The organism is Neochlamydia sp. TUME1, from assembly GCF_000813645.1.
Lineage (GTDB): Bacteria > Chlamydiota > Chlamydiia > Chlamydiales > Parachlamydiaceae > Neochlamydia.
In genome coordinates this window covers 1-19,085 of the sequence record NZ_JRXI01000103.1, presented here as the reverse complement: position 1 = coordinate 19,085, position 19,085 = coordinate 1, and the positions used below count along the sequence as shown (strand labels likewise).

Annotated in this window: 12 protein-coding genes; 4 read left to right on the top strand and 8 right to left on the bottom strand. The window is 36.2% G+C overall.

The annotated features are described in order from the left end of the window. Positions 1-466 precede the first annotated feature (466 nt). Positions 467-943, top strand: a complete 477-nt coding sequence (locus DB41_RS04560; RefSeq protein ID WP_039384853.1) for a hypothetical protein — start codon at positions 467-469, stop codon at positions 941-943. A gap of 62 nt (positions 944-1,005) precedes the next feature. On the opposite strand, the gene DB41_RS04555 is transcribed toward DB41_RS04560, so the two are convergent. From DB41_RS04555 to rnr, 5 genes are all read right to left on the bottom strand, one after another. Next, entirely contained in the window at positions 1,006-1,434 is a 429-nt protein-coding gene (locus DB41_RS04555) for a DNA polymerase III subunit chi (RefSeq protein ID WP_042240849.1), read from the bottom strand. Next, on the bottom strand, positions 1,421-2,080 hold the full coding sequence (locus DB41_RS04550) for a DUF502 domain-containing protein (protein ID WP_052243906.1): 660 nt from the start codon (positions 2,078-2,080) through the stop codon (positions 1,421-1,423). Before DB41_RS04550 ends, DB41_RS04555 begins: the two co-directional genes overlap by 14 nt. Then, positions 2,077-2,748 (bottom strand): DUF502 domain-containing protein, encoded by a 672-nt coding sequence (locus tag DB41_RS04545; RefSeq protein ID WP_039384851.1) that lies wholly within the window; start codon positions 2,746-2,748, stop codon positions 2,077-2,079. Before DB41_RS04545 ends, DB41_RS04550 begins: the two co-directional genes overlap by 4 nt. Positions 2,749-2,859: 111 nt before the next feature. After that, a complete protein-coding gene (locus DB41_RS04540; protein WP_039384849.1) occupies positions 2,860-3,444 on the bottom strand; it encodes a DNA-3-methyladenine glycosylase in 585 nt (194 codons plus the stop codon). After that, the gene (rnr, locus tag DB41_RS04535) at positions 3,444-5,756 is read right to left on the bottom strand and encodes a ribonuclease R (protein WP_039384847.1); all 2,313 of its coding nucleotides are present in this window, start codon (positions 5,754-5,756) and stop codon (positions 3,444-3,446) included. The genes DB41_RS04540 and rnr overlap by 1 nt, the downstream gene beginning before the upstream one ends. 56 nt (positions 5,757-5,812) lie before the next feature. Here rnr and leuS point away from each other — a divergent pair, with 56 nt between their 5' ends. Further along, positions 5,813-8,329 (top strand): leucine--tRNA ligase, encoded by a 2,517-nt coding sequence (gene leuS / locus DB41_RS04530; protein WP_039384846.1) that lies wholly within the window; start codon positions 5,813-5,815, stop codon positions 8,327-8,329. 528 nt (positions 8,330-8,857) lie between these two features. Here leuS and DB41_RS04525 read toward each other — a convergent pair. Next, on the bottom strand, positions 8,858-11,620 hold the full coding sequence (locus tag DB41_RS04525; RefSeq protein WP_039384844.1) for a hypothetical protein: 2,763 nt from the start codon (positions 11,618-11,620) through the stop codon (positions 8,858-8,860). A gap of 751 nt (positions 11,621-12,371) precedes the next feature. Between DB41_RS04525 and DB41_RS04520 the strand changes: the two genes are divergently transcribed. Together DB41_RS04520 and DB41_RS04515 are read left to right on the top strand one after the other, a co-directional pair. Continuing rightward, positions 12,372-17,714 carry a hypothetical protein gene (locus DB41_RS04520; protein ID WP_039384842.1) on the top strand — a complete coding sequence of 1,781 codons (5,343 nt, stop codon included), beginning with the start codon at positions 12,372-12,374 and terminating at the stop codon, positions 17,712-17,714. 50 nt (positions 17,715-17,764) lie between these two features. Further along, a complete protein-coding gene (locus DB41_RS04515; RefSeq protein WP_039384841.1) occupies positions 17,765-18,088 on the top strand; it encodes a hypothetical protein in 324 nt (107 codons plus the stop codon). A 668-nt stretch (positions 18,089-18,756) separates the two neighbouring features. Here DB41_RS04515 and DB41_RS12515 read toward each other — a convergent pair. Further along, entirely contained in the window at positions 18,757-18,888 is a 132-nt protein-coding gene (locus DB41_RS12515) for a hypothetical protein (protein WP_255350914.1), read from the bottom strand. Between the two features lie 27 nt (positions 18,889-18,915). Next, positions 18,916-19,085 (bottom strand): ATP-binding protein (locus tag DB41_RS11245; RefSeq protein WP_162180915.1); only part of this gene is annotated, 170 nt, incomplete at its 5' end.

The window sequence follows — 19,085 nt, the reverse complement described above, 5'->3', positions numbered from 1 at the left end:
AGGTTAAAACAATAATTTTTTTAAGCAATATTGGATTTATCCTCTAGGATAAAAGTTTAAAGCGGGATAAATTGAAGTTTTAAATTTGCTTATTTATATAAATTGGAAACTTCTAAACTCTATTTTTTATCGCTTAGCTAGGACTACATGTTAACTCCTCATGCTCTAATTTTTTTCTTTATAAAAGGTGCTTTATTAATGTCAAAGATCATGGTATCTTTAGAGGGAGAGAATACGGAAATTTAAGAGAGTATAGGCATAGGTTAATGTGGTTAATATGCAACGCACTGAATTATATAAGCTCTCTACAAGACCTTTTCTATTTTATCAAACTTAATTTTTAAATTTTTTCACTCCTCTTCATCGATAAAAGAAAGCGTTTATTAATTTTTGCTTTAATTAATGCATGATTAATACTTTAATACATTTGCTATTGATGGCTTGATAATTTATTCTGAGGTTTTTTATGCAATATGCATATGTATATAGGCAATCTAGGGCTAATTTTGAAATATTTGGGTATAAATTTCGTTTAAATCTGATAGATACCCTTCAACAAAAGCTTAAAATTGTTGTAGATCGACCGGTAACGAAGTCGCTTGCAGTAAGAACATTAAAAAATATTGAAAGAGAGTCAAGCATCAAAGCTTTCCTTACCAAACGAGTAGTAGTAATCACAGCGACAAGTGCTGTAGTAGTGAGTGGTTTATTTCTTCCTCATGCTGTCGCTTCCCTCGCTGTGCTTACTTCTGCCTATGTTAGGAGTGTGATAGCTGCTGTAGGGACTATTGTCATCGCTTATGTTATGGCTAATAATAATCTTCCTAAATTATCACAAGCCTATCAAGATCAAGCTAGGCAAGCGCGTTACTTAATGGAAGAAATTAGAAACAAAGAAGATAATGTGGCTTTCATTTTCCCTAATAATGAAAGAATTTCTTAATAAAACTGGGGACTCACGCTTTAGCAAAAATATTCTTTAAATTTCTTCTTTTTATCTACCCTCTACTTCAAAGCTGCCGAGTGGACGATAGTAAACTGCTTTGAAGTGTAAATCTGCTGACGGCGTTGCGATTGCGCTAGCTTTTCAGGATGAGTTTGATCATATAGCTCATAAACAACATTAAAGTGCTCTGCAATAGGGCTTACTTCTGCACACAGATTTATCAAAACAAGAGCCTGATTTAAATTTTGAGCCACAGAAGTGATGACCACTTTTTCTGATGAAGGAGTATTTGAAGCTATATGAGGAAGAAAGCTCTCGGGGGAAAATTTCCACAGCAATTCATCGATATAGCGAGTAGCTTGTTCATTAGGAGCGACAACTAAAACGTTATCCCCTACTTCAAAATGATGCTGGATATAATGGCAGATAGATCCTAGTTTTTGCTGGTTAGAGAATACAGGAATGAAGATGATATTAGGCTTTTGCATGATCAGAGCTCCCTGGTATGGAAGGAAGCATAATACCACAAGACACTAAAAGCTTGAAAGCGTCCTCAACTTTCATATCAATTAACCTGACTTTATCTTGGGGAAACATCAGAATGAAACCGAAAGTAGGATTGGGTGTACCGGGTACAAAAACTGCCATTTTATCTTTTAATCTGATCTCACCGGTCTCTTTTAGCGTATTTGAGGTTAAAAAGCCAATAGATAAAGAGCTTTCATGAGGATAGGGGACAAGCACAACTTGCTTGAAAGATGAACTGGTGGAAGAAAAAAGAGGATGAATAACATCTTGGAGGGACTTATACACCCTATTAATGATAGGAATATGACGAATCAAATTGTCAGTAAAGCTAAGCAGAGAATACATGAAAAATGTACGCGTTAAGAATCCTATAAAAATAATAAATATAACGACCATGATTAAAATAAATAGACGAATAATGAGGAGCAGCCCTAGAGTTTGATCTAAATTCCATGGGTAATCATTAGCAGGGTGATAGTAATGAAAAGCTGCTTTGAGAAGATGAATGAATGGATCGGTCAATAAATTTACTATAAAAGCTACGATAGCTAGTGTAAGGATAACAGGCAAAAGGAGTGCCAATCCCGTTAAAAAGTATTTTTTCATAAGGGTACGCTCGGGGATGCAGATAACATATCTGCAGAGGGTAATAAAGGATTAAACGAGACAGAAATTACTCCGCAGGAAATAACATATTTAAAAGCTTCTTCCACACTCATATCCAAATAAATCAGTTCATTTTTTCTAAACATCATTAAAAAGCCAGAAGTTGGGTTGGGGGTGCAGGGAACAAAAATAGCCACTAACTCTTCATCTGAATGGCTGCCTAAACCTACCATATTCTCTCGTGTAATCAAACCTATACAATAAGTGGTAGCATTGGGATAGGGCACCATGACAACTTGCTTAAAAGATTTGCCCTCTGAAATAAATAATGTTTTGATTACATCTTTACAGGTATTGTAGACTGAGCGAATAAAAGGAATGCGTCGTAGAATTTTCTCTGTAAATCGGAGAATATATCTAACTATAAGCCAACGTCCAATCATTCCCACAAAAACAGTAGAGAAAAAGATCAAGGTCACAATGATAACTTGGCTGATTAAATGTTGCAGTTGAGGAGGGGTCTTTTCAAGAAAATGATTTTGCCTAAGAATTTCTTTAGTAATACCTGCAAAAGGGTCTGTGAGCCTATTAAAAACAAAAACTACGATAAAGAGAGTCAAAGTTAAAGGTAAAAGAACGGCAAGACCTGTAATAAAGTATTTTTTCATAAAACTACTATAACAGAAAAAAATTAATTATTCAAAAGATGTAAAGATAGGGCCATCTTAAAAATAGGAAAAGAAAGTCAGAAGCTTACAAGTATTAAAATTTTATCCTAATTACATTTCTAACGCATAGATGAAACGCCAGGGGAGTTGGGCATGCTCCCCTGCGTAGTCGATGCCTACACGCGGTCCTATGACTAAATTCTTTTTTTCGCAACAAATGTGATGATCTTCTAGCCAGATAAGGGGTCCTGTCAATAGCAAGCCATTATGAATAGTATCAATGCCTAAAGCTTGTGCTAATGTCCCTGGTCCACCCGTAAGGCTAGCTTTATTTTTAGTTTTATTGCGCCGTTTAATCATTTGTTCAACGCCAATAATAGGTTTAATAGCGCGAATCAAAATAGCATGGGGAATTTCAATACTGTTAGTAACAATGTTAAACATGGCGTGAATTCCATAGATGCGATACACGTAAGCATGCCCACCTGCATGATACATCACCTCATTCCGTTTGGTACGACGGCCGCCATACGCATGGGAAGCTCGATCTTCAGGACCCCTGTAAGCTTCCGTTTCAGTAATAATTCCTCCCGTATAAACTCCATTGATGTAGGTCATCAATACTTTACCTAATAGCTCTTGGCTAATCTGTAGGACATCGTCTCTTAAATAAAAATCTAAAGAAAGTTTTTCCATTATTTTCTTGACTTTTTCTTGCCTGGGGGAATTTTTGAGCTTTTTCTTTTTGAGGCGGTATATAGAAAATCTTTTAGCCTAGGTTTAGAAACAGGACGAGAAGGTAGGGGTTTCATCATTTTCTTTGATTTTAGTGGATTAGATTTTGCCTCAGGGACAAGTGTCCAGGAGCTTTCTAAGGTAATAAAATCAACTTTTTTGAGCATGATAGTGATTTTGTCCCCTGCTACAAAAGTTTGATGGGTATGGCGTCCTTTTAAAGCTAAATTGCCTTCATCATAGACATAGTAATCTCCATTAAGCTCGGATACATGTAAAGAGCTTTCAAGCATTACATCTAGAACTTCAAAGATTATTCCAAAACTTTTTACACGGGTGACAACAGCTTCATACTGTTTGTAGGGCTCTATTTGCTGGTGAGAATATAGCAAACGCAATTTTTTGAGAGTTTTTACACTAGCTTCTGCTCGAGCACTTTGCCTTTCCTTTTCAGAGCAATTATTGGCTACTATTTCTAAAGCTTCATAGGTTTCTTCTTCATGGAAAAGCGAGCGATGAATCACTAGGTCAATATAACGGCGTATAGGGCTTGTAAAATGACAATAATGGGTTAGGCCTAAACCAAAGTGACCTATATTGTCAGGCGAATAAATAGCTAAACGCATGCGACGTATATAACTGGTAGCCAGATATTGTCCATAGGAAGAATGCATAGCTTCTTCAAAAAGTTTTTGAATTTCTGCATTGCTAGGCGTATCAGATAAATTATAGCCAAAAGCTCTTGCTAACGCGGCAAATTCTTTCATGCTTTCTTCAGCAGGCTCATCGTGAACACGATAGGTCAGATTTTTACCTAGCGAGGTCAAATGCCTGGCGACTGTTTCATTGGCTTTCAGCATAAACTCTTCAACCAATTGATGAGTGATATCGTAGGTAATATAATCTGTACCCTGAGGAACCCCTTTTTCATCCACTAAAATGATCAGTTCAGGCAAAGCAAACTCAATACTTCCTCTTTCAAAGCGTTTTTTCTTCAATAAGTTGCATAATTCTACCATAAGATGGAGAGTAGGAGCATGAGGAGAGGGCTTTTTACCTTCTAAAATTTGCTTAGCTTCTTTGTAGGTAAAACGTTTCTTGCTTTTGATAACAGTCCGGGTAATACGATAATCGATTTCGTTTCCACTACGATCAAAAGTAATTAAAACAGAAACGGTAAGTCTGTTTACTTGAGGCTTAAGGCTGCATAAATTATCAGATAAAATGGAAGGAAGCATAGGGAGGCAGGCTCCAGGAAAATAAGTAGAGTTGCAACGCATAGCAGCCTCTTTATCTAAAGCTGTCCCAGGCGTTACATAATAAGACACATCTGCAATATGAACTCCTAGATGATAATGCCCTTGTTGATCTTTGGAAAGATGGATGGCATCGTCAAAATCTTTAGCTGTATCCGGGTCAATGGTAAAGCATTCAATCTCACGAAAATCCTCTCTTCCTAGAAGATCTTTTGTGGTCACTCGTGTTCCTATCCTTTCAGCCTCGTCAATAGCCTGCTCAGAAAAATTAGAGTGTAAGCCAAATTCTTCGATTGCTGCTTTAACATCACAGGAAGGATCGGAGATATGCCCGAGGTAGTGAGAATATTTACAGCTTGTTTCTGTATCTTTACTGCCCCAATCTGTGACTTGCATAACTATTCTGTCGCCTTCTTGAAGTTTCCTTTCTTTTGAAGGCTCAACAATCACCCTTTGAGAAAGGCCCAGCAAAGGAACATAGGCTAGAATTTCGCCATACCGATCTACTTTTCTTATTATCCCGGCTACATGAGTGCGTGCTCGTTCTAGAATGGCCACTACTTTACCTTCCGGCCCCTTTTCTTTAAAAGGGGGAGGCTCCACACACACTTCAACTATATCCCCCTCTACCGCATTCTGAATCGAATGCTTGGGAATAAAAATGTCCTCTGAATAAATAGAGGGATTTTCAACTTTTAGAAATCCAAATCCTCTTGGATGGACACTTAAAATGCCTTTAACAATTTCGGCTGACGAGCTTTTCAAAGCATAACGCTTATGCTCCAGGCTAGCTAAGCCTGACTGATGTAAATGAGTGAGGACTCTACCGAAAATTTCGCGGTATTGCTCGGGCAGGTGCAAGCGTTCAAAAAGCTCGGATTCACTCATCGCTAAGTACCCTTTACCACCCATAAATTCTTGGGTAACTTTCAGCAAATTTTCATACAGACGATCTTCTTTACTTTTTTGGATGGAGCCGAGCTCCTTTTTTTTTGACTTTTTGTTGTTCTTTCGCATAAAGTTCTAACGGTTCTTTCTCATAAATTTATATGTATACTACTTTGGATAAAAGAATGAAATATGATCATAAAAAAATTGAAGCAAAATGGCAAAAATTTTGGTCTGATAATAAAATTTTTAAAGCAGAAATTGATCCCTCAAAGCCTAAGTATTATATTTTGGACATGTTTCCTTACCCCTCGGGAGCAGGTTTACATGTAGGACATCTTATAGGATACACAGCTACAGATATTTTGGCACGTTATAAAAGGCAAAAGGGATTTAATGTATTACATCCTATGGGGTGGGATAGTTTTGGATTGCCTGCAGAACAATATGCTATCCGTACTGGCACACATCCAGCCGAGACCACAAAAAATAATGTCCTTAATTTTAAGCGTCAGCTTTCACGTGTAGGTTATTCCTACGATTGGGAGCGGGAGATTTCTACTAGCGATCCTTCTTATTTCAAATGGACGCAATGGATTTTCACACTTTTATATAAAAGAGGATTAGCTTACGAAGCAGAAATGATGGTGAACTATTGCCCTGTCTTAGGAACAGTGTTAGCCAATGAAGAGATTGAAAATGGTTTTAGCAAGGAAGGGGGGCATCCTGTTGAACGCAGGCCTTTACGCCAATGGATACTAAAAATCACTGCCTATGCTGAGCGCTTAATTAAAGACTTAGAATTAGTGGATTGGCCAGAAAGCTTAAAAAAATTACAAATTAATTGGATTGGAAAAAGTGAGGGAGCTTCTATACGCTTTCCGATAAAAAATAGCGATTGTTGCCTAGAAGTTTATACTACTCGTCCTGATACACTTTTTGGTGTAACTTATCTGGTTTTAGCTCCTGAGCATCCTTTAGTTGCACAGATTGCTTCAAAAACCCAACACGCTTACATAGCAGAGTATCAAAAAACAGCGGCTTCTAAGACAGATTTGGAAAGAACAGATCTAAATAAGAATAAAAGTGGCGTTTTTACAGGTGCTTATGCCATTAACCCTGCCAATGGCAAAGACATTCCCCTATGGATTTCGGATTATGTGATCCCGGGATATGGTACCGGCGCTATTATGTCTGTTCCTGCCCATGACGAGCGCGATTTTGAGTTTGCTAAAAAATTTGATCTTCCACTGGTATATGTCTACAACGTTCATCCAGAAGATTCGATGGTCTATCAAGCTGTAACGGAGGAGAGCGTATGTATCCAGAGTGAAAATGAGGAAATTTCCTTAAATGGGTTAAAGCAATCTGAGGCCACAAAAAAGATCATTGAGTGGCTAGAAAGAAAAGGGATAGGTAAAAGTACGGTTACTTATAAATTGCGCGATTGGTTATTTTCGCGCCAAAGGTACTGGGGGGAACCTTTCCCTATTTTGCATTTTGAAGACGGTACGAAACGCGTTCTTGAAATAGACGAACTTCCTTTAATGTTGCCAGCCGTGTCTAACTATAAACCCTTAGGCGATGGCCAAAGCCCCTTGGGTAAAGTAGAAGAGTGGATAAATATCTTTGATAGTAGGACGGGTAAGAAGGCTCGACGAGAGACAAATACGATGCCTAATTGGGCAGGATCTTGCTGGTATTATCTGCGATTTTGTGATCCTCATAATGATCAACAAGCCTGGAGCCAAGAAGCAGAAAAATATTGGGGCCCTGTGGATATGTATGTGGGAGGAGTAGAGCATGCTGTCTTGCATCTTTTGTATGCTCGCTTTTGGCACAAAGTGCTTTTCGATTGCGGATATGTCAGCTTTTGTGAACCTTTTAAGACTTTACGCAATCAAGGTTTAATGGTAGCACGTTCCTACCAAGATAGCTTAGGAGCCTATGTTTCACCTGAAGAGGTGATTGAAAGAGAAAGCCATTACTTTCATCGACAGTCAGGAGAAAAGCTTAAAAGCCAGATTGATAAGATGTCTAAATCTAAGCTTAATGGTGTCTCGCCGGATGAAGTGATTGAGGAATATGGTACCGATGCGTTGCGATTATACGAAATGTTTTTAGGACCCTTAGATAAAGAGAAAGTATGGAGTTCAGAAGCGGTAAGCGGTTGCCGACGTTTTCTTGTTCGTTTCTATGAAATGGCTACCTCAGATAAGCTAACGTACGAAGATTCTGAAGAAGCTTTTAAATTAGGCCATCGCCTAATTTATGGAGTAGAGAAAGATATTGAAGCTTTGCAATTCAATACCGCTATTGCTAAAATGATGGAATTTATAAATGACTTTACAAAACTGCCTTTATATCCTCGTTCAGTCGTTAAGATGGCTACACAAGCTTTAATGCCTTTTGCTCCCCATCTTGCCGAGGAAATTTGGGAGTTACTAGATTGTAAGGAAGCATTATCCTTTGCCGCATTTCCCCAAATTGATGAAAATTTTTTAGTGGATTCGCATGTTACTTACATCGTCCAGATCAACGGTAAGCTTAGGGCTAGATTAACGTTACCTATTGATTTATCCCAAGAAGCCATCCTTAACGCCGCAGAAAAAAATCCTTTGGTTACTAAACATTTAGAAGGCCAAATGGTACAAAAAATTATTTTTGTGCCTAATAAATTATTAAACATTGTGATAGGTTGAAAATTTAAGGAGAGTCTATTTGATATTTATTTTAAATAGATGACCTTTATAAAGGTAAGTTTTTTTGCATGTTTAACAGTTACCTTTCATGGATAGGTAAATATTGGAATACTTGCAATTAATGAGTTTTGACCATTGCTTAAGCCTTTAAGAGGGTAGGGGATGTGTAAGCATCCCTCCCATCTTATGGCTAGGCTTATTGTTTTTAAGAGTTTAAACGTAAGGTTTTAAATTTATTAAAATTTTTATTTATAGCATGGCTGCATTGCTTGCTAAATATCTTCCTTTTCAATTAGTTTATCACCCCTAATAGGATATTTATCGATATAATAAAATTCCTATTATTTTGCAGCAGCTCTTTAGGCCTTGCTCTACTTAATAAAAGCCATCTTTTTAAGGAGCAAGCAAGCTTCCAAAGGATGAAATCTTTCTAGATGATACGCCTATAATTTTTAAAAAATGCCATTAAAGTTTTACAAACGCCTTTTTTTCATCCTCAGCTTTGCTAAATCATTTGTCGAAGTTTGTTTAATCTTCCCTTTTTTCATGGGGCAGAGCTTCAATTTGCCATTCCTCTTTATTGTAAATGAAAGGAAACTCAGCACCCCTAACCCCCATTAGCTCTTTTGCATGGCGGAGTCTTTCTCTAACTCCAGGCTTATCAAAAATTTCGAATGCTTGCATTAATCCTAAAACATTTTTATGAAGCTGGCGCGGGGCCGTCACCAAGGTAGAAGCCTCAAAAATTGCCACCATTTCTTTCCATAAAGGAGATTCTTTCTCTTCTTGATAAATCGGTTTATCTTCTAAATCGCACATGATTAATACCATTTTTAGCAAGAGGCTCACTACGATATCTGTTCGATCTGTGGAATCAGATGAGAAGCAAGCAAAAGCATCTGCTTTCATAAAGGGCAGGAGGGCTAATATAAGGCGAGCATTAAACAATTTAATGAAAATACGTCGATGGCTTTGCATCAAGGGATCCACATCTTTAAAAAAAATTTCCTTTACTTCATACATACATTTAGTGACTAATTCCTTGAATTCCAGGCTAATCTTCCACGCTTTAGGAAATACATAGTCAGCCCGATTACTTGATTCTTCTACTATTCCTGGAGAAATAATTTTCTCCATAAGTGCTGCCATAAAGGCTTGCGTAGTTTTATAGCGAGGAATATGAGGGGCCGGATCTATGTGTGCCTCGTTAGGGTAGAATAGGGCCGAATGATTTAAGGGGAAAATAGCGGCAAAAGTTGATAACCATTTTTCATGGTTAAGGCTAATCAATGCATCGATTTTAGCTCTTTCTGATTCATACTTTTTAAGAGCTTTACTTTGCAAATTAATCAACAATATGCGACGCGAACCAGCTGCAAAAGTATCAAATTCAGCATTTAAGCCAGCTTTCGAGGTAGGTCTAGCAAAGCGATGAAAATTTACTATTTTTTCTGAGCCATCTTTTTGACTAATTGTGAAGTTTAAAACCTTGTAGGGAATCTTACATTGCTGATGATGCTCCTTATATTTCAGGGTTTTCCACCCTAATAAATCGAGCAAAGGAAGCTTGTAGCTTGGTGGTAAAGCTACTATAGCGGCGTGTTGTACTTCTTTAGGTAATAATAAAAGATTGCTTTGCCTATAAACTATAAAGCGCGTCTCCTTTTTAATTAACTCTTCTAATCCTATAGGCATTGTTTCTTGCAATGCCTTTCTCATTAATGCCACGCCGTTAATGTCTGTAAACATGTGATCACACAGATGCTTTAACACTAATGCATAACCACTAGCTGACTCTTCACCTAACGATTTATATAATTCAAAATCTTCTTTAGCATCTTTTAATATCTCTCGAAGTTTAGATAAATAGGCTATATGAGACTCTTTCATCCTCTGATTATAGACAGGAGATTTACAAATCTTAGAACCAGTATCATTTGAAAGCGAGAGTTGCAAGTTCCTTAAAAATTTTATCAATTCTTCTACTTTTTCTTTCACAAGAGGGGAGTGATTAGGCCTGGTAGAAAGCCTATCATGGATGAAAGCTTCGTTATTCACTACCCACTCGTGCACAGAGTTTAAAAGAGTAAAAATTTTTTCGTCCTTCCAAATGACTTTTTCCTCGTCTTTTTCATCTTTCCAATAGCTTGCTAAATAATTAGGAATATGCCAGAGAGTAGATAACCATGAGTCTGAAGGAGTCTTCCACGTTCTTAAAAATACTTCAATTAATTCTTGCTTTTGTCCTAGCGGTAAAAAGCTTTCTTGGACTATTTTTTCGCATAACGAATCCCATTTAGCTTTTTCTAGAGTTCCTTGAGCATAGCAATTAGAAAGATCTTCAAGTGTAAAAAGTAAGGTCTCAAATTTTTCTTTTCTAAAACATTTACTCTCAGAATAAGCATTATATTGCCACAGATAACGTTGATACCTTATTTCGGCAACATTCACCTTCAATTGCTCGGAGATAAATTCCCACAGCTCTTTTTCATCCTGGTATTTAAGAGGAACTTTACAGATTTCGCTACAAAATAAGCCCCATTCCTCATCTCTCAAACTTTTTTGCTTATGTCTTAAGATTAGCTGTTGGCAAGTTAAAATGATCTTATCATAGAGAGTTTTATAAGTAGGTGTTTCTTCACTTTTTTGTTCTTCTACTGACAAAGAAGATAAGGTATTGATATAACCTTCAAGGGCTGCCATTTGAATGCGTAATTGGTATATTAGGGGGAAATCTCCTTCTCTATTAGACCAGATATTAAAGATAAGCCTTAGAAGCTCTTTTTGATGTTCATGGCTGCAATGAATTTTAGTGATCCTTTGATATAACCATTCGGTATTGAAGAGCTGCTCCTGCTCTTTAGGCGAAGAGTAGTAATGGGTAAAAAATTTTAACCTTTTAAAAGCTATCTTAAAGCTATTTTCAGCGCTTTGTGGCTTAAACCTAAATTTCCATTCTAAGTCTGAGAAATGTACTTCTAAGCGCTCCTTTCTTAATTCAAACTCGGCGTGTAACGATAAACCCTCTTTAAACAATTCATAAATTTTATTTTCATTTTTAACCGACAACTTTAAATGAATGATCTGCCCGCGAATGGCATCCCATGCTTCTACTACATCTAAATCCAAATTATTAAACCTCTCAATAATAGCAGAGAGTTCTTCTATCTTTCTTAAAAAAAGCCGTTGATACTGAATAGGAGTTTTATCAGCATCTTGTAAGTCTTCGAAGTTAATGTAAGAAGAAGCAAGGGCTCCTTCCTGCGTTGCTTTAAAATAGGTAGTTAACATATAGGATGGCCTTATAAATTAAAGTATATAGTAATCTTTCCTTATATAGAGTCGCCCTGCGCAAATAAAGAAAATATTATAGGCTAAAGGCTCATGTTGAGATAAAAAGATAGAAAAACAAGGACTTAAGAATGATATTTTTTGCACTAAGCATCTTTAGAATCGATTTAATAGTTTACAGATCTTCTCTCTAATCATTTCTCTTTGATAAAAAATAGAGCGGTTTTTGAATTTTAAAGGCAATGCTTATAAAAAAGCTTAATTATTTATTTTTCCTCTATCATTAAAAAGAAAAAATTAGAAGTGAATTTTTGGCTCTTTTGCTATGAAAAGGTAGGCTTTAGTAGGAGAGCGTTTGCTAGTAAGTTGCCATAGGAATATACCAAGCTATAGAGGGGGGATTCTACAGGCCTCTAGGCAGCCAAATATGCTTACACTCAACCATTTTTTACTATAGCTTTTTGTTAACATTAACTTTTTAGCAGTAATAACTTAAGTAGCGCCCTACCTCTGGCTGCCTCCCCATTTAGGACGATTCTATAGATTAAATGACCTCTCAGTAAAAAGTTTTAGGGATTTATCTACCCCCTACACTAGAAATAAAAAAGTTTTATAGCATACTTTAAAAAATGCTTAGTTGGTATTTAAGCCGGCCTAAATTTATAAGAACTTAATCTTCCATTAATTTACTTTAAAGGTTAGATCTAATATACTTGAGGGATCAAATAATAATTTAAATTTAAGTGAATTTATGCATGCTTTTCCTTCTATTGAACCTGCTAAGCTAACTGTACCTGTGTCAAGTTCTACTCCTCAAAAAAATGATCCTCACTCTTCTTTTTCTCAGAAGATTGCTAGAATATGGCGCCACACTCTACGTTTTTTTAGTTGCGGAAAGTTATATAGTGTTCCTTTAAATAAAAGAAATTTAAGAGTAATTGAAAAATTTAAACATACTCAACTTTATAAATTTCCCCACAAGCTTAGAATTGTAGCCTCTTCTGATCAGGAAACCCCCTCACACTTTAATGAGTCATTAGAGGGTATGAGAGATTTTTCCCGCCAACTAGCTCAACTAGCGATGGAATGCATACATAAACAGTACATCGCTTCCCCTGTGAAATGGGTTAATGAGAAATCGGAAGAAATTCCTCATATTGTCAGTGATCTAGCTCAACAAGCTATTAAGATCGGTAGTCTTTCCGTAAAACCTATTTTTGAATTAATTCAAAAATTTGAAGTTAATCAAAAAGCTATAGAACAAATTGATAAATTGCTGGGCTGGGCAGTGCAAGATATTCAGCCTAAAGAGCCTGAAAAGCGTAAAGAGTTTCATCTGGCCTTTAAAGCAGAATTGTTAAGAAAGATGGATGGCAAAGTTGATTTTGTGCTTCCACGTGCTCCTAAAAGTTTACCTTCCAAGAATATTAAAGAGCACCTGGAGGCTTGTAGTACTAAAATTGTAGATTGGCTTTTTGAGTCTAATCATACCCAATCACTTCTTAGCTTGTTTGATGATGAGCCTTACAAGCCTTCCGAAGAAATGATTAATCATGTTTTCCAACAAGCTTTACATTTGCTAGTGGAAAAGAAAATTATTTTTTACAAAAATAAAGCTAATCATATCCTCCAAAATAGACTCCCTCTCATTGTTGAAACTTCTTTACAAGAGAATGCTAAAAATATAACTGATTTAGTTTCAGGACGTCTAGCTGAGATCTTAGACAATATGGGAGATGAGCAATTTACCGTGCTATTTGATAAAATAGTGGAGGTTATAAGCAATCACCTTACAAATGTTGCTGATAGCTATGAAGAAGCAGAAAAAGCCGTTAGCGAGCATACAAAACTTGAAAAGTATGCTCAAAAGGTTATTAAATGCAAGCCTGAAACTCAAAAAGAGATTAGAGACTATAATCTTTGCAAAAAATACTTACAAAAGCTCCAAGAAATGGGAGGAGTACCAGCAATTGAGGAAGATATTTTATTTAAAACTTTCCTCGCGCTTAATGGCAGCAAAGAGTTTGTGATAGAAAATAACACGGCAGAAGAAATTTCTAGGCTTTTCTTAAATACTCTTTTACCCGATGTAATTAAAGATGGCAAAAAAATCAAGGGATTAGAAAACCTCTTATCTACCATAAAACTTCCTGAAGAATTTACTGAACTGTTCAACGAAGCTAAAGAAATAGCTCAAATGATTTTAACTCCTGAGCAATACAATGAATTGGTTGAACTAGGTAAAACCGCAAGTGATTTTAAAGAGCTAGCCTTAGATGGATGCTCTGAATTAATCAAAATAGGCTTTAACGAGGCATTAGAGCTTCTTATTAAACAAATGTCAAAGCCGGAAGAGCTTAATCTTGTAATAGCAAGTAATATACTACCGTCTACTGTAGAGATAATGATTCAAGCTTTTGCAGATGATCTCATTTACTATAATCTTAATAAGCTGGCTCCTTATTTCCACAAGCTTCCTCATGAAGCAGCAGAAAAAAAACTGCTACAGTTTTTATTTCAATTAGCTAACGAAGAAGGAAAGCTCTACGGATTTTCTAAAGAAAAAGAAGCGATCTTTTTTGATATTGTTAAAATACGTATAGATGAAATCGTTAACCTGATCCAAGAAGTAAAAAAAAGAGATCCTAAGAAAGATGGGGTAAAGTCAGTTATTGCAATTATCAAAGCCTACTACAAAGAAGAAAATGCAAAAGACAATAACCCTCATTTTGCTAATTTTATTGACGTAGGTTTGCGTGCAGGCCAATTTGGCAGTTTTCTTCCACGTTTGTTTAACCTAAAAGCCCTACGCAATATGTCCAGCAAGCTGATTACTAACTCTTTGCATAATCTTCGTCAATCCTATAGGCCTGGCCTTAATCGCCTAATTCCTTTGATGGAAGATAAATATCTTGATCGAGAGGTTATGAAAAAATTGATCAAGCAATATCCTTCCTTGGAAGAGCTTGAAATAGATATACAGGCTATAGAAGCACGAATAAAGCAAATAGAAGAAAAAGTTGGCCTTAATGGTAATGATGACAGATTGCTTAATCAGTTGCTATCAGCAAAAAAACTTTTGCAAAATAAACTGAAGTTAAAAGAGGAAATAGTAGCAGAAGATAATAAGCATCAAAAAGAAGTAACCCAAGCTCAGAAAAATCTTCCTGTTGAAGTAGATAAAGTTGCAAGACTTGGTTACGATATAATGCTTTACAAAGCAAAGAAAAAAATGCCTCTGATCGGCAAATTTATTTTTCGTCAATTGGTAGGCAATACTGCTGATAAGATTGGACAAACAGCTCTCAGAGTCATTACTAGGACTATTGGCCGCCAGTCATTCAATGAGCATTTGCTCAATAAAATTCTTTTAACCTCATTATCAGCTATCCATATGAGCACGGCCCTCAATCGCGAATTAAAGCCTTTATTGCATCCAAACAATCAGCTGAAAATTGATCATATTACTGTGCCTGTAACCGCACAATCTCGCCAAACTCCAACCCTAAAGATTGAAATTCCCCTGACAGTGGAAAGATTGTCTACATGGGGAAAAATCCGCCGTTTTATAGTTGGAATATTTGCACATTTATTTAGCTTATTTAAAACAAAGAAAATAAGTTTAAGCAATAAACAAATTAGACTGATGGAATACATAAATAAGGACAAAGAAGCAGCTCCTGACTCCGCTCTATTAACTACTCCCTCCATGCCTTCTGTGGAAGTAACCAGTGCTATCCGAGAGATAAAAATAGTGGAGAATAAACCAGAGACAGCACAACCTAGCCATAATTTCTTTTTTGAGGAAGACATTCATGATTTAAATCCCTCTTTACAAAAAGTGGGCAAGTTCGTTGCTGATTTTATGTCACGAATTAGCCAAGAAATCTTCCAGGAGAAAATACGACCCCTCACCCAAACCGTAGAAAGGAATGCTCAAAATCTTCCGGAGAGCATTCCTCAAGTATTAGATTGGATAACCAAAATCATTTCTCCTTGGGTCAATACTATTCTTAAAAAAGTTATTAAGCATGGTTATAAATTTGAGCTTGATACCTCCACCAAGAGCTTTTTTAATATTTTACTTAAAGAGCTAAAAGATAAAGATGGGGTTCTCAAAGAAGGCGTGTTCGAGAAGATGGAAACCTATTTGCGAAAAATGAATCTCGTAACAACAAATGAAGATTTACAACTTTATTTGGATCCCATTCGCCAATGGGCAAGCCAAAAGTACAACCATCCGGAAGAAATTCATTCTTTAGCAGAATATACAGGTCCTCGTGATGTAAAATATGATATTATGATTTCTAAATTTTATGTTGCAGCCGTTCAGTGGCTTATTAGATATAAATTGGAAAGTCACATGGATGAATTTCAATACTTTTTGGAGAATAAGCTCTCTGGTATGGTAGAGCGTCACTTAACTAACAATATGCAACGCTTATCTGCGCTGCTTTTTAATCGTATAGCTACTTTAATAGATCTCATTACTGACGAAGATTACAAAAACCTTTTTGATAATTCAGCACAAATGCTTAATAATCAGCTAGTTAATTTAATTAAAGCAGAAAAGATTGTTAGCGGCAACCTCTCTCAGGTTAAAGGAAAAGAAAACGAAACTGTTTGGCGCGAGCATATAGCGCAGGAGCTGATAGCTAAGGATACGAAGGGAGAGCCTCTATACAATCTCCCTGATTTAGCACGCGCTTTAATTGATATTCCTTCTTATATCAAAAAAGAAGATATAGAAGGGTATAAGGCTGTAGAAGAAAATAAATTTTTCTTACCCCTCGTTGAAAAGCTTCTAAATTATGCTTTGCCAACGGGCCATCAAGAACTTGTCCAAGGGAAGGTTGTAGTATTAGATGCTTTTGAAGAGCTATTAGACAACATCATTATCGAACCTGAAATTCAAAATATGGTGGGAGAACTTCATCAATTTCTTAAATCTTTGCTTCCTCCAAAATTTGCTAGCAAAATTGATACTATAAACAACACTGTTGTTAGGATAAGCAAAAAATTTATTCTCAATGTAGTTAGACAAAATGCCACCAAAGTTTTAGCTCAACAATTAAAAGGAATCTTTACAATTTTATCTGAAGAAAAAAAACGGATGGAGTTCCTGGCAGAAACTTTTCCTCTTATTCATAAGGAAATAATAAGATCTTTTGTTTCCTATACCATGACTATCGATGTGCAACACTCCACCTACTTTTTCGCCAGGATGCTTGAGAGTCATTTGCAGCCTCGACTTAAAGGAAAGCTTGTTGAGGAATTATGGGAATCGTGCTCAAGTAGACTTAAATGTTCTTGGAAGGAACTTAAAATTAGCAAGGTGAATTTTCTAGAAAACCATCTACCTGATATTTTAATAGATTTTACCTTAACATTTTTAGCAAAGTATCATATTGGTGATATTTCTCACCCCCAGCTAAGGCTTTTAATTGAGGATCCAACCAACGGAGCAGCTGTAAAAAGGATTGCTGATATTCTGTTGCAGAAAATCTGCGAAAAACATCCAGAAATGGAATTAGATCCCGCAAGCCAGGAATATTTCGTTATTTATCTTAATCCTCTATTAGAAATAATAGTTATAGAACTTAGAGAAAAGCAAAAAGTGCTGCATAAAATCTCTCCCGATGCGACCTTGGAAGCTGCCGATATTGATACTACTTTAAACAACTTCTTTATAGGAGCCAATGATAAACAAACGGTTTACGTAGACATGATTGCTAATATTATCAAAATGGGTAAGTTAGGAGGCGATCCCACAGCATCTAAGACAACGTTCCTAGAGACGTTTATACAGCACATTACAAAGACTTCTCGAGTTAGAAATGCGTTAACAGCTGTTTTAGTACCAGCCATGCATCCTGTTCGAGCTTCTATTTTAGGAATCACTGATTTAACGGCTCAGGCTCTTAATAAAAAGTATCTAAATGATCAATTTATAAAAAATTTATTAAATCCTGAGACTTTAAATACCTTAAAGGCTAAAGAACAACAATTAAAGCGTAAGATTGAAGATAAAAGAAATCTATTAAAGGCGGCAGAGGATAATCATACAGCTGAGCAGCACAACAAAAAATTATAAGGCTGAAAGAAGAATTAGAAGAAATTCGACGAGCAATAAAGGTTAAAAAAATGGAGACCTCAGCGGTAAAAATAAAAGAGAAGGAAGCAAAGATGGAAAGGCAATTTCAGCAGGGTTTATCACTGACTGCCACCATCTTGTACGATTTAATTAATTTCTTTGTTAATGAAAACCAAAGTTTTTGGGCTAATCAATTAGGTAAATGGGGTTTATGGATGGCAAGCGTGGATGAAATTCATCTACAAGAAGTACTTAAAACTTTTTATGATAAATTTTTTCATAATGATGATTTAAATGAGGGATTATTCTTAGAGATCGTGCAAATGTTTCTAAAGCGGGTACAAGAAAAGAGTGCACTCGCGCTAGAAAGGTAATTTATATTGAAAGAAAATAGACCTCTACCTCTTGGATCTGAAAAGTAATAAGATTCTATTCCAAATAATCTTGCTCATAAAAGTACTTGAGAAAGTAGTAGAAAAAAAGCTTTGGAGGTATAATTTTTCATTTAGTACAATTAATTTTGATCAATTTTTATTTTTAATAGAAAAAAGAAAAAGCTAGGCTGTATTTGTACAAGCTTTAGAAGCTTTCCTTCTTTTTTTCAGCTTTTTCACCTCTTTAAATTAGTCCTCAGTTTTTTTGTTCTTTTGTATTTACATCTACTACCTGCTCCATCTGCTAAAAACGTTAAAAGGGAAATTTTTTGTAAGCTAACGCGAGTTATCGGATAAGGAAATAGTTGAAAAAGACCTTCACATGTTTCAAAATTATTTTGCACTAAAAAAACTTAAAGCTAGAAGGCTGAAATGATCGAAAAAGTTATCCACTGATCAATCTCCATTTTTTGCGGTATAGAGGATTTTTGTAAGCAATTAGAGGTTGAATGGCACACAATATGGGTTGAAAGCCATTTAAGAATCGCTACTTGGAAAAGCAATAAAAGAAATAGAGGGCCAAAATTATCATTAAGTGAAGCAATGAGTAGTGTCATCGTTTCATAAAAGTGGCTATAGAACATTTAAAGATTACTATAGGCGACAAGTCATTCCCTCGCTGAAGAAATATTTTCCTCCTGTTCTTTCCTGTCAAGCGACATGACAAATTGACCCCCTGGCGACATGAACTTTTGACCCCCACCTCTGGCCGGCGACACCAACAATTGACCCCCAGCCATAGCAATATTTGACCCTTCCTCCTAGTTTTATTTTTTCTCGTTCGTTGACTCGCCACGTTTTACAAGTCCCGAACGCATTTTTTCGCGCAGTCTATAACTTTCTCCACGAATGGTAATCACCTGGCTGTGATGAAGAAGACGATCTAATATTGCTGTTGCTACTACACTATCTCCAAAAACTGTGCCCCATTCTCCTA

What these genes read in the sequence shown, in the direction of transcription:
- DB41_RS04560 (WP_039384853.1), top strand. Translation starts at nt 467, where the DNA reads ATGCAATATGCATATGTATATAGGCAATCTAGGGCTAATTTTGAAATA.
- DB41_RS04550 (WP_052243906.1), bottom strand. Translation starts at nt 2,080, where the DNA reads ATGAAAAAATACTTTTTAACGGGATTGGCACTCCTTTTGCCTGTTATC.
- DB41_RS04545 (WP_039384851.1), bottom strand. Translation starts at nt 2,748, where the DNA reads ATGAAAAAATACTTTATTACAGGTCTTGCCGTTCTTTTACCTTTAACT.
- DB41_RS04515 (WP_039384841.1), top strand. Translation starts at nt 17,765, where the DNA reads ATGGAGACCTCAGCGGTAAAAATAAAAGAGAAGGAAGCAAAGATGGAA.
- rnr (WP_039384847.1), bottom strand. Translation starts at nt 5,756, where the DNA reads ATGCGAAAGAACAACAAAAAGTCAAAAAAAAAGGAGCTCGGCTCCATC.
- leuS (WP_039384846.1), top strand. Translation starts at nt 5,813, where the DNA reads ATGAAATATGATCATAAAAAAATTGAAGCAAAATGGCAAAAATTTTGG.
- DB41_RS04520 (WP_039384842.1), top strand. Translation starts at nt 12,372, where the DNA reads ATGCATGCTTTTCCTTCTATTGAACCTGCTAAGCTAACTGTACCTGTG.
- DB41_RS12515 (WP_255350914.1), bottom strand. Translation starts at nt 18,888, where the DNA reads ATGGCTGGGGGTCAATTGTTGGTGTCGCCGGCCAGAGGTGGGGGTCAA.
- DB41_RS04540 (WP_039384849.1), bottom strand. Translation starts at nt 3,444, where the DNA reads ATGGAAAAACTTTCTTTAGATTTTTATTTAAGAGACGATGTCCTACAG.
- DB41_RS04525 (WP_039384844.1), bottom strand. Translation starts at nt 11,620, where the DNA reads ATGTTAACTACCTATTTTAAAGCAACGCAGGAAGGAGCCCTTGCTTCT.
- DB41_RS04555 (WP_042240849.1), bottom strand. Translation starts at nt 1,434, where the DNA reads ATGCAAAAGCCTAATATCATCTTCATTCCTGTATTCTCTAACCAGCAA.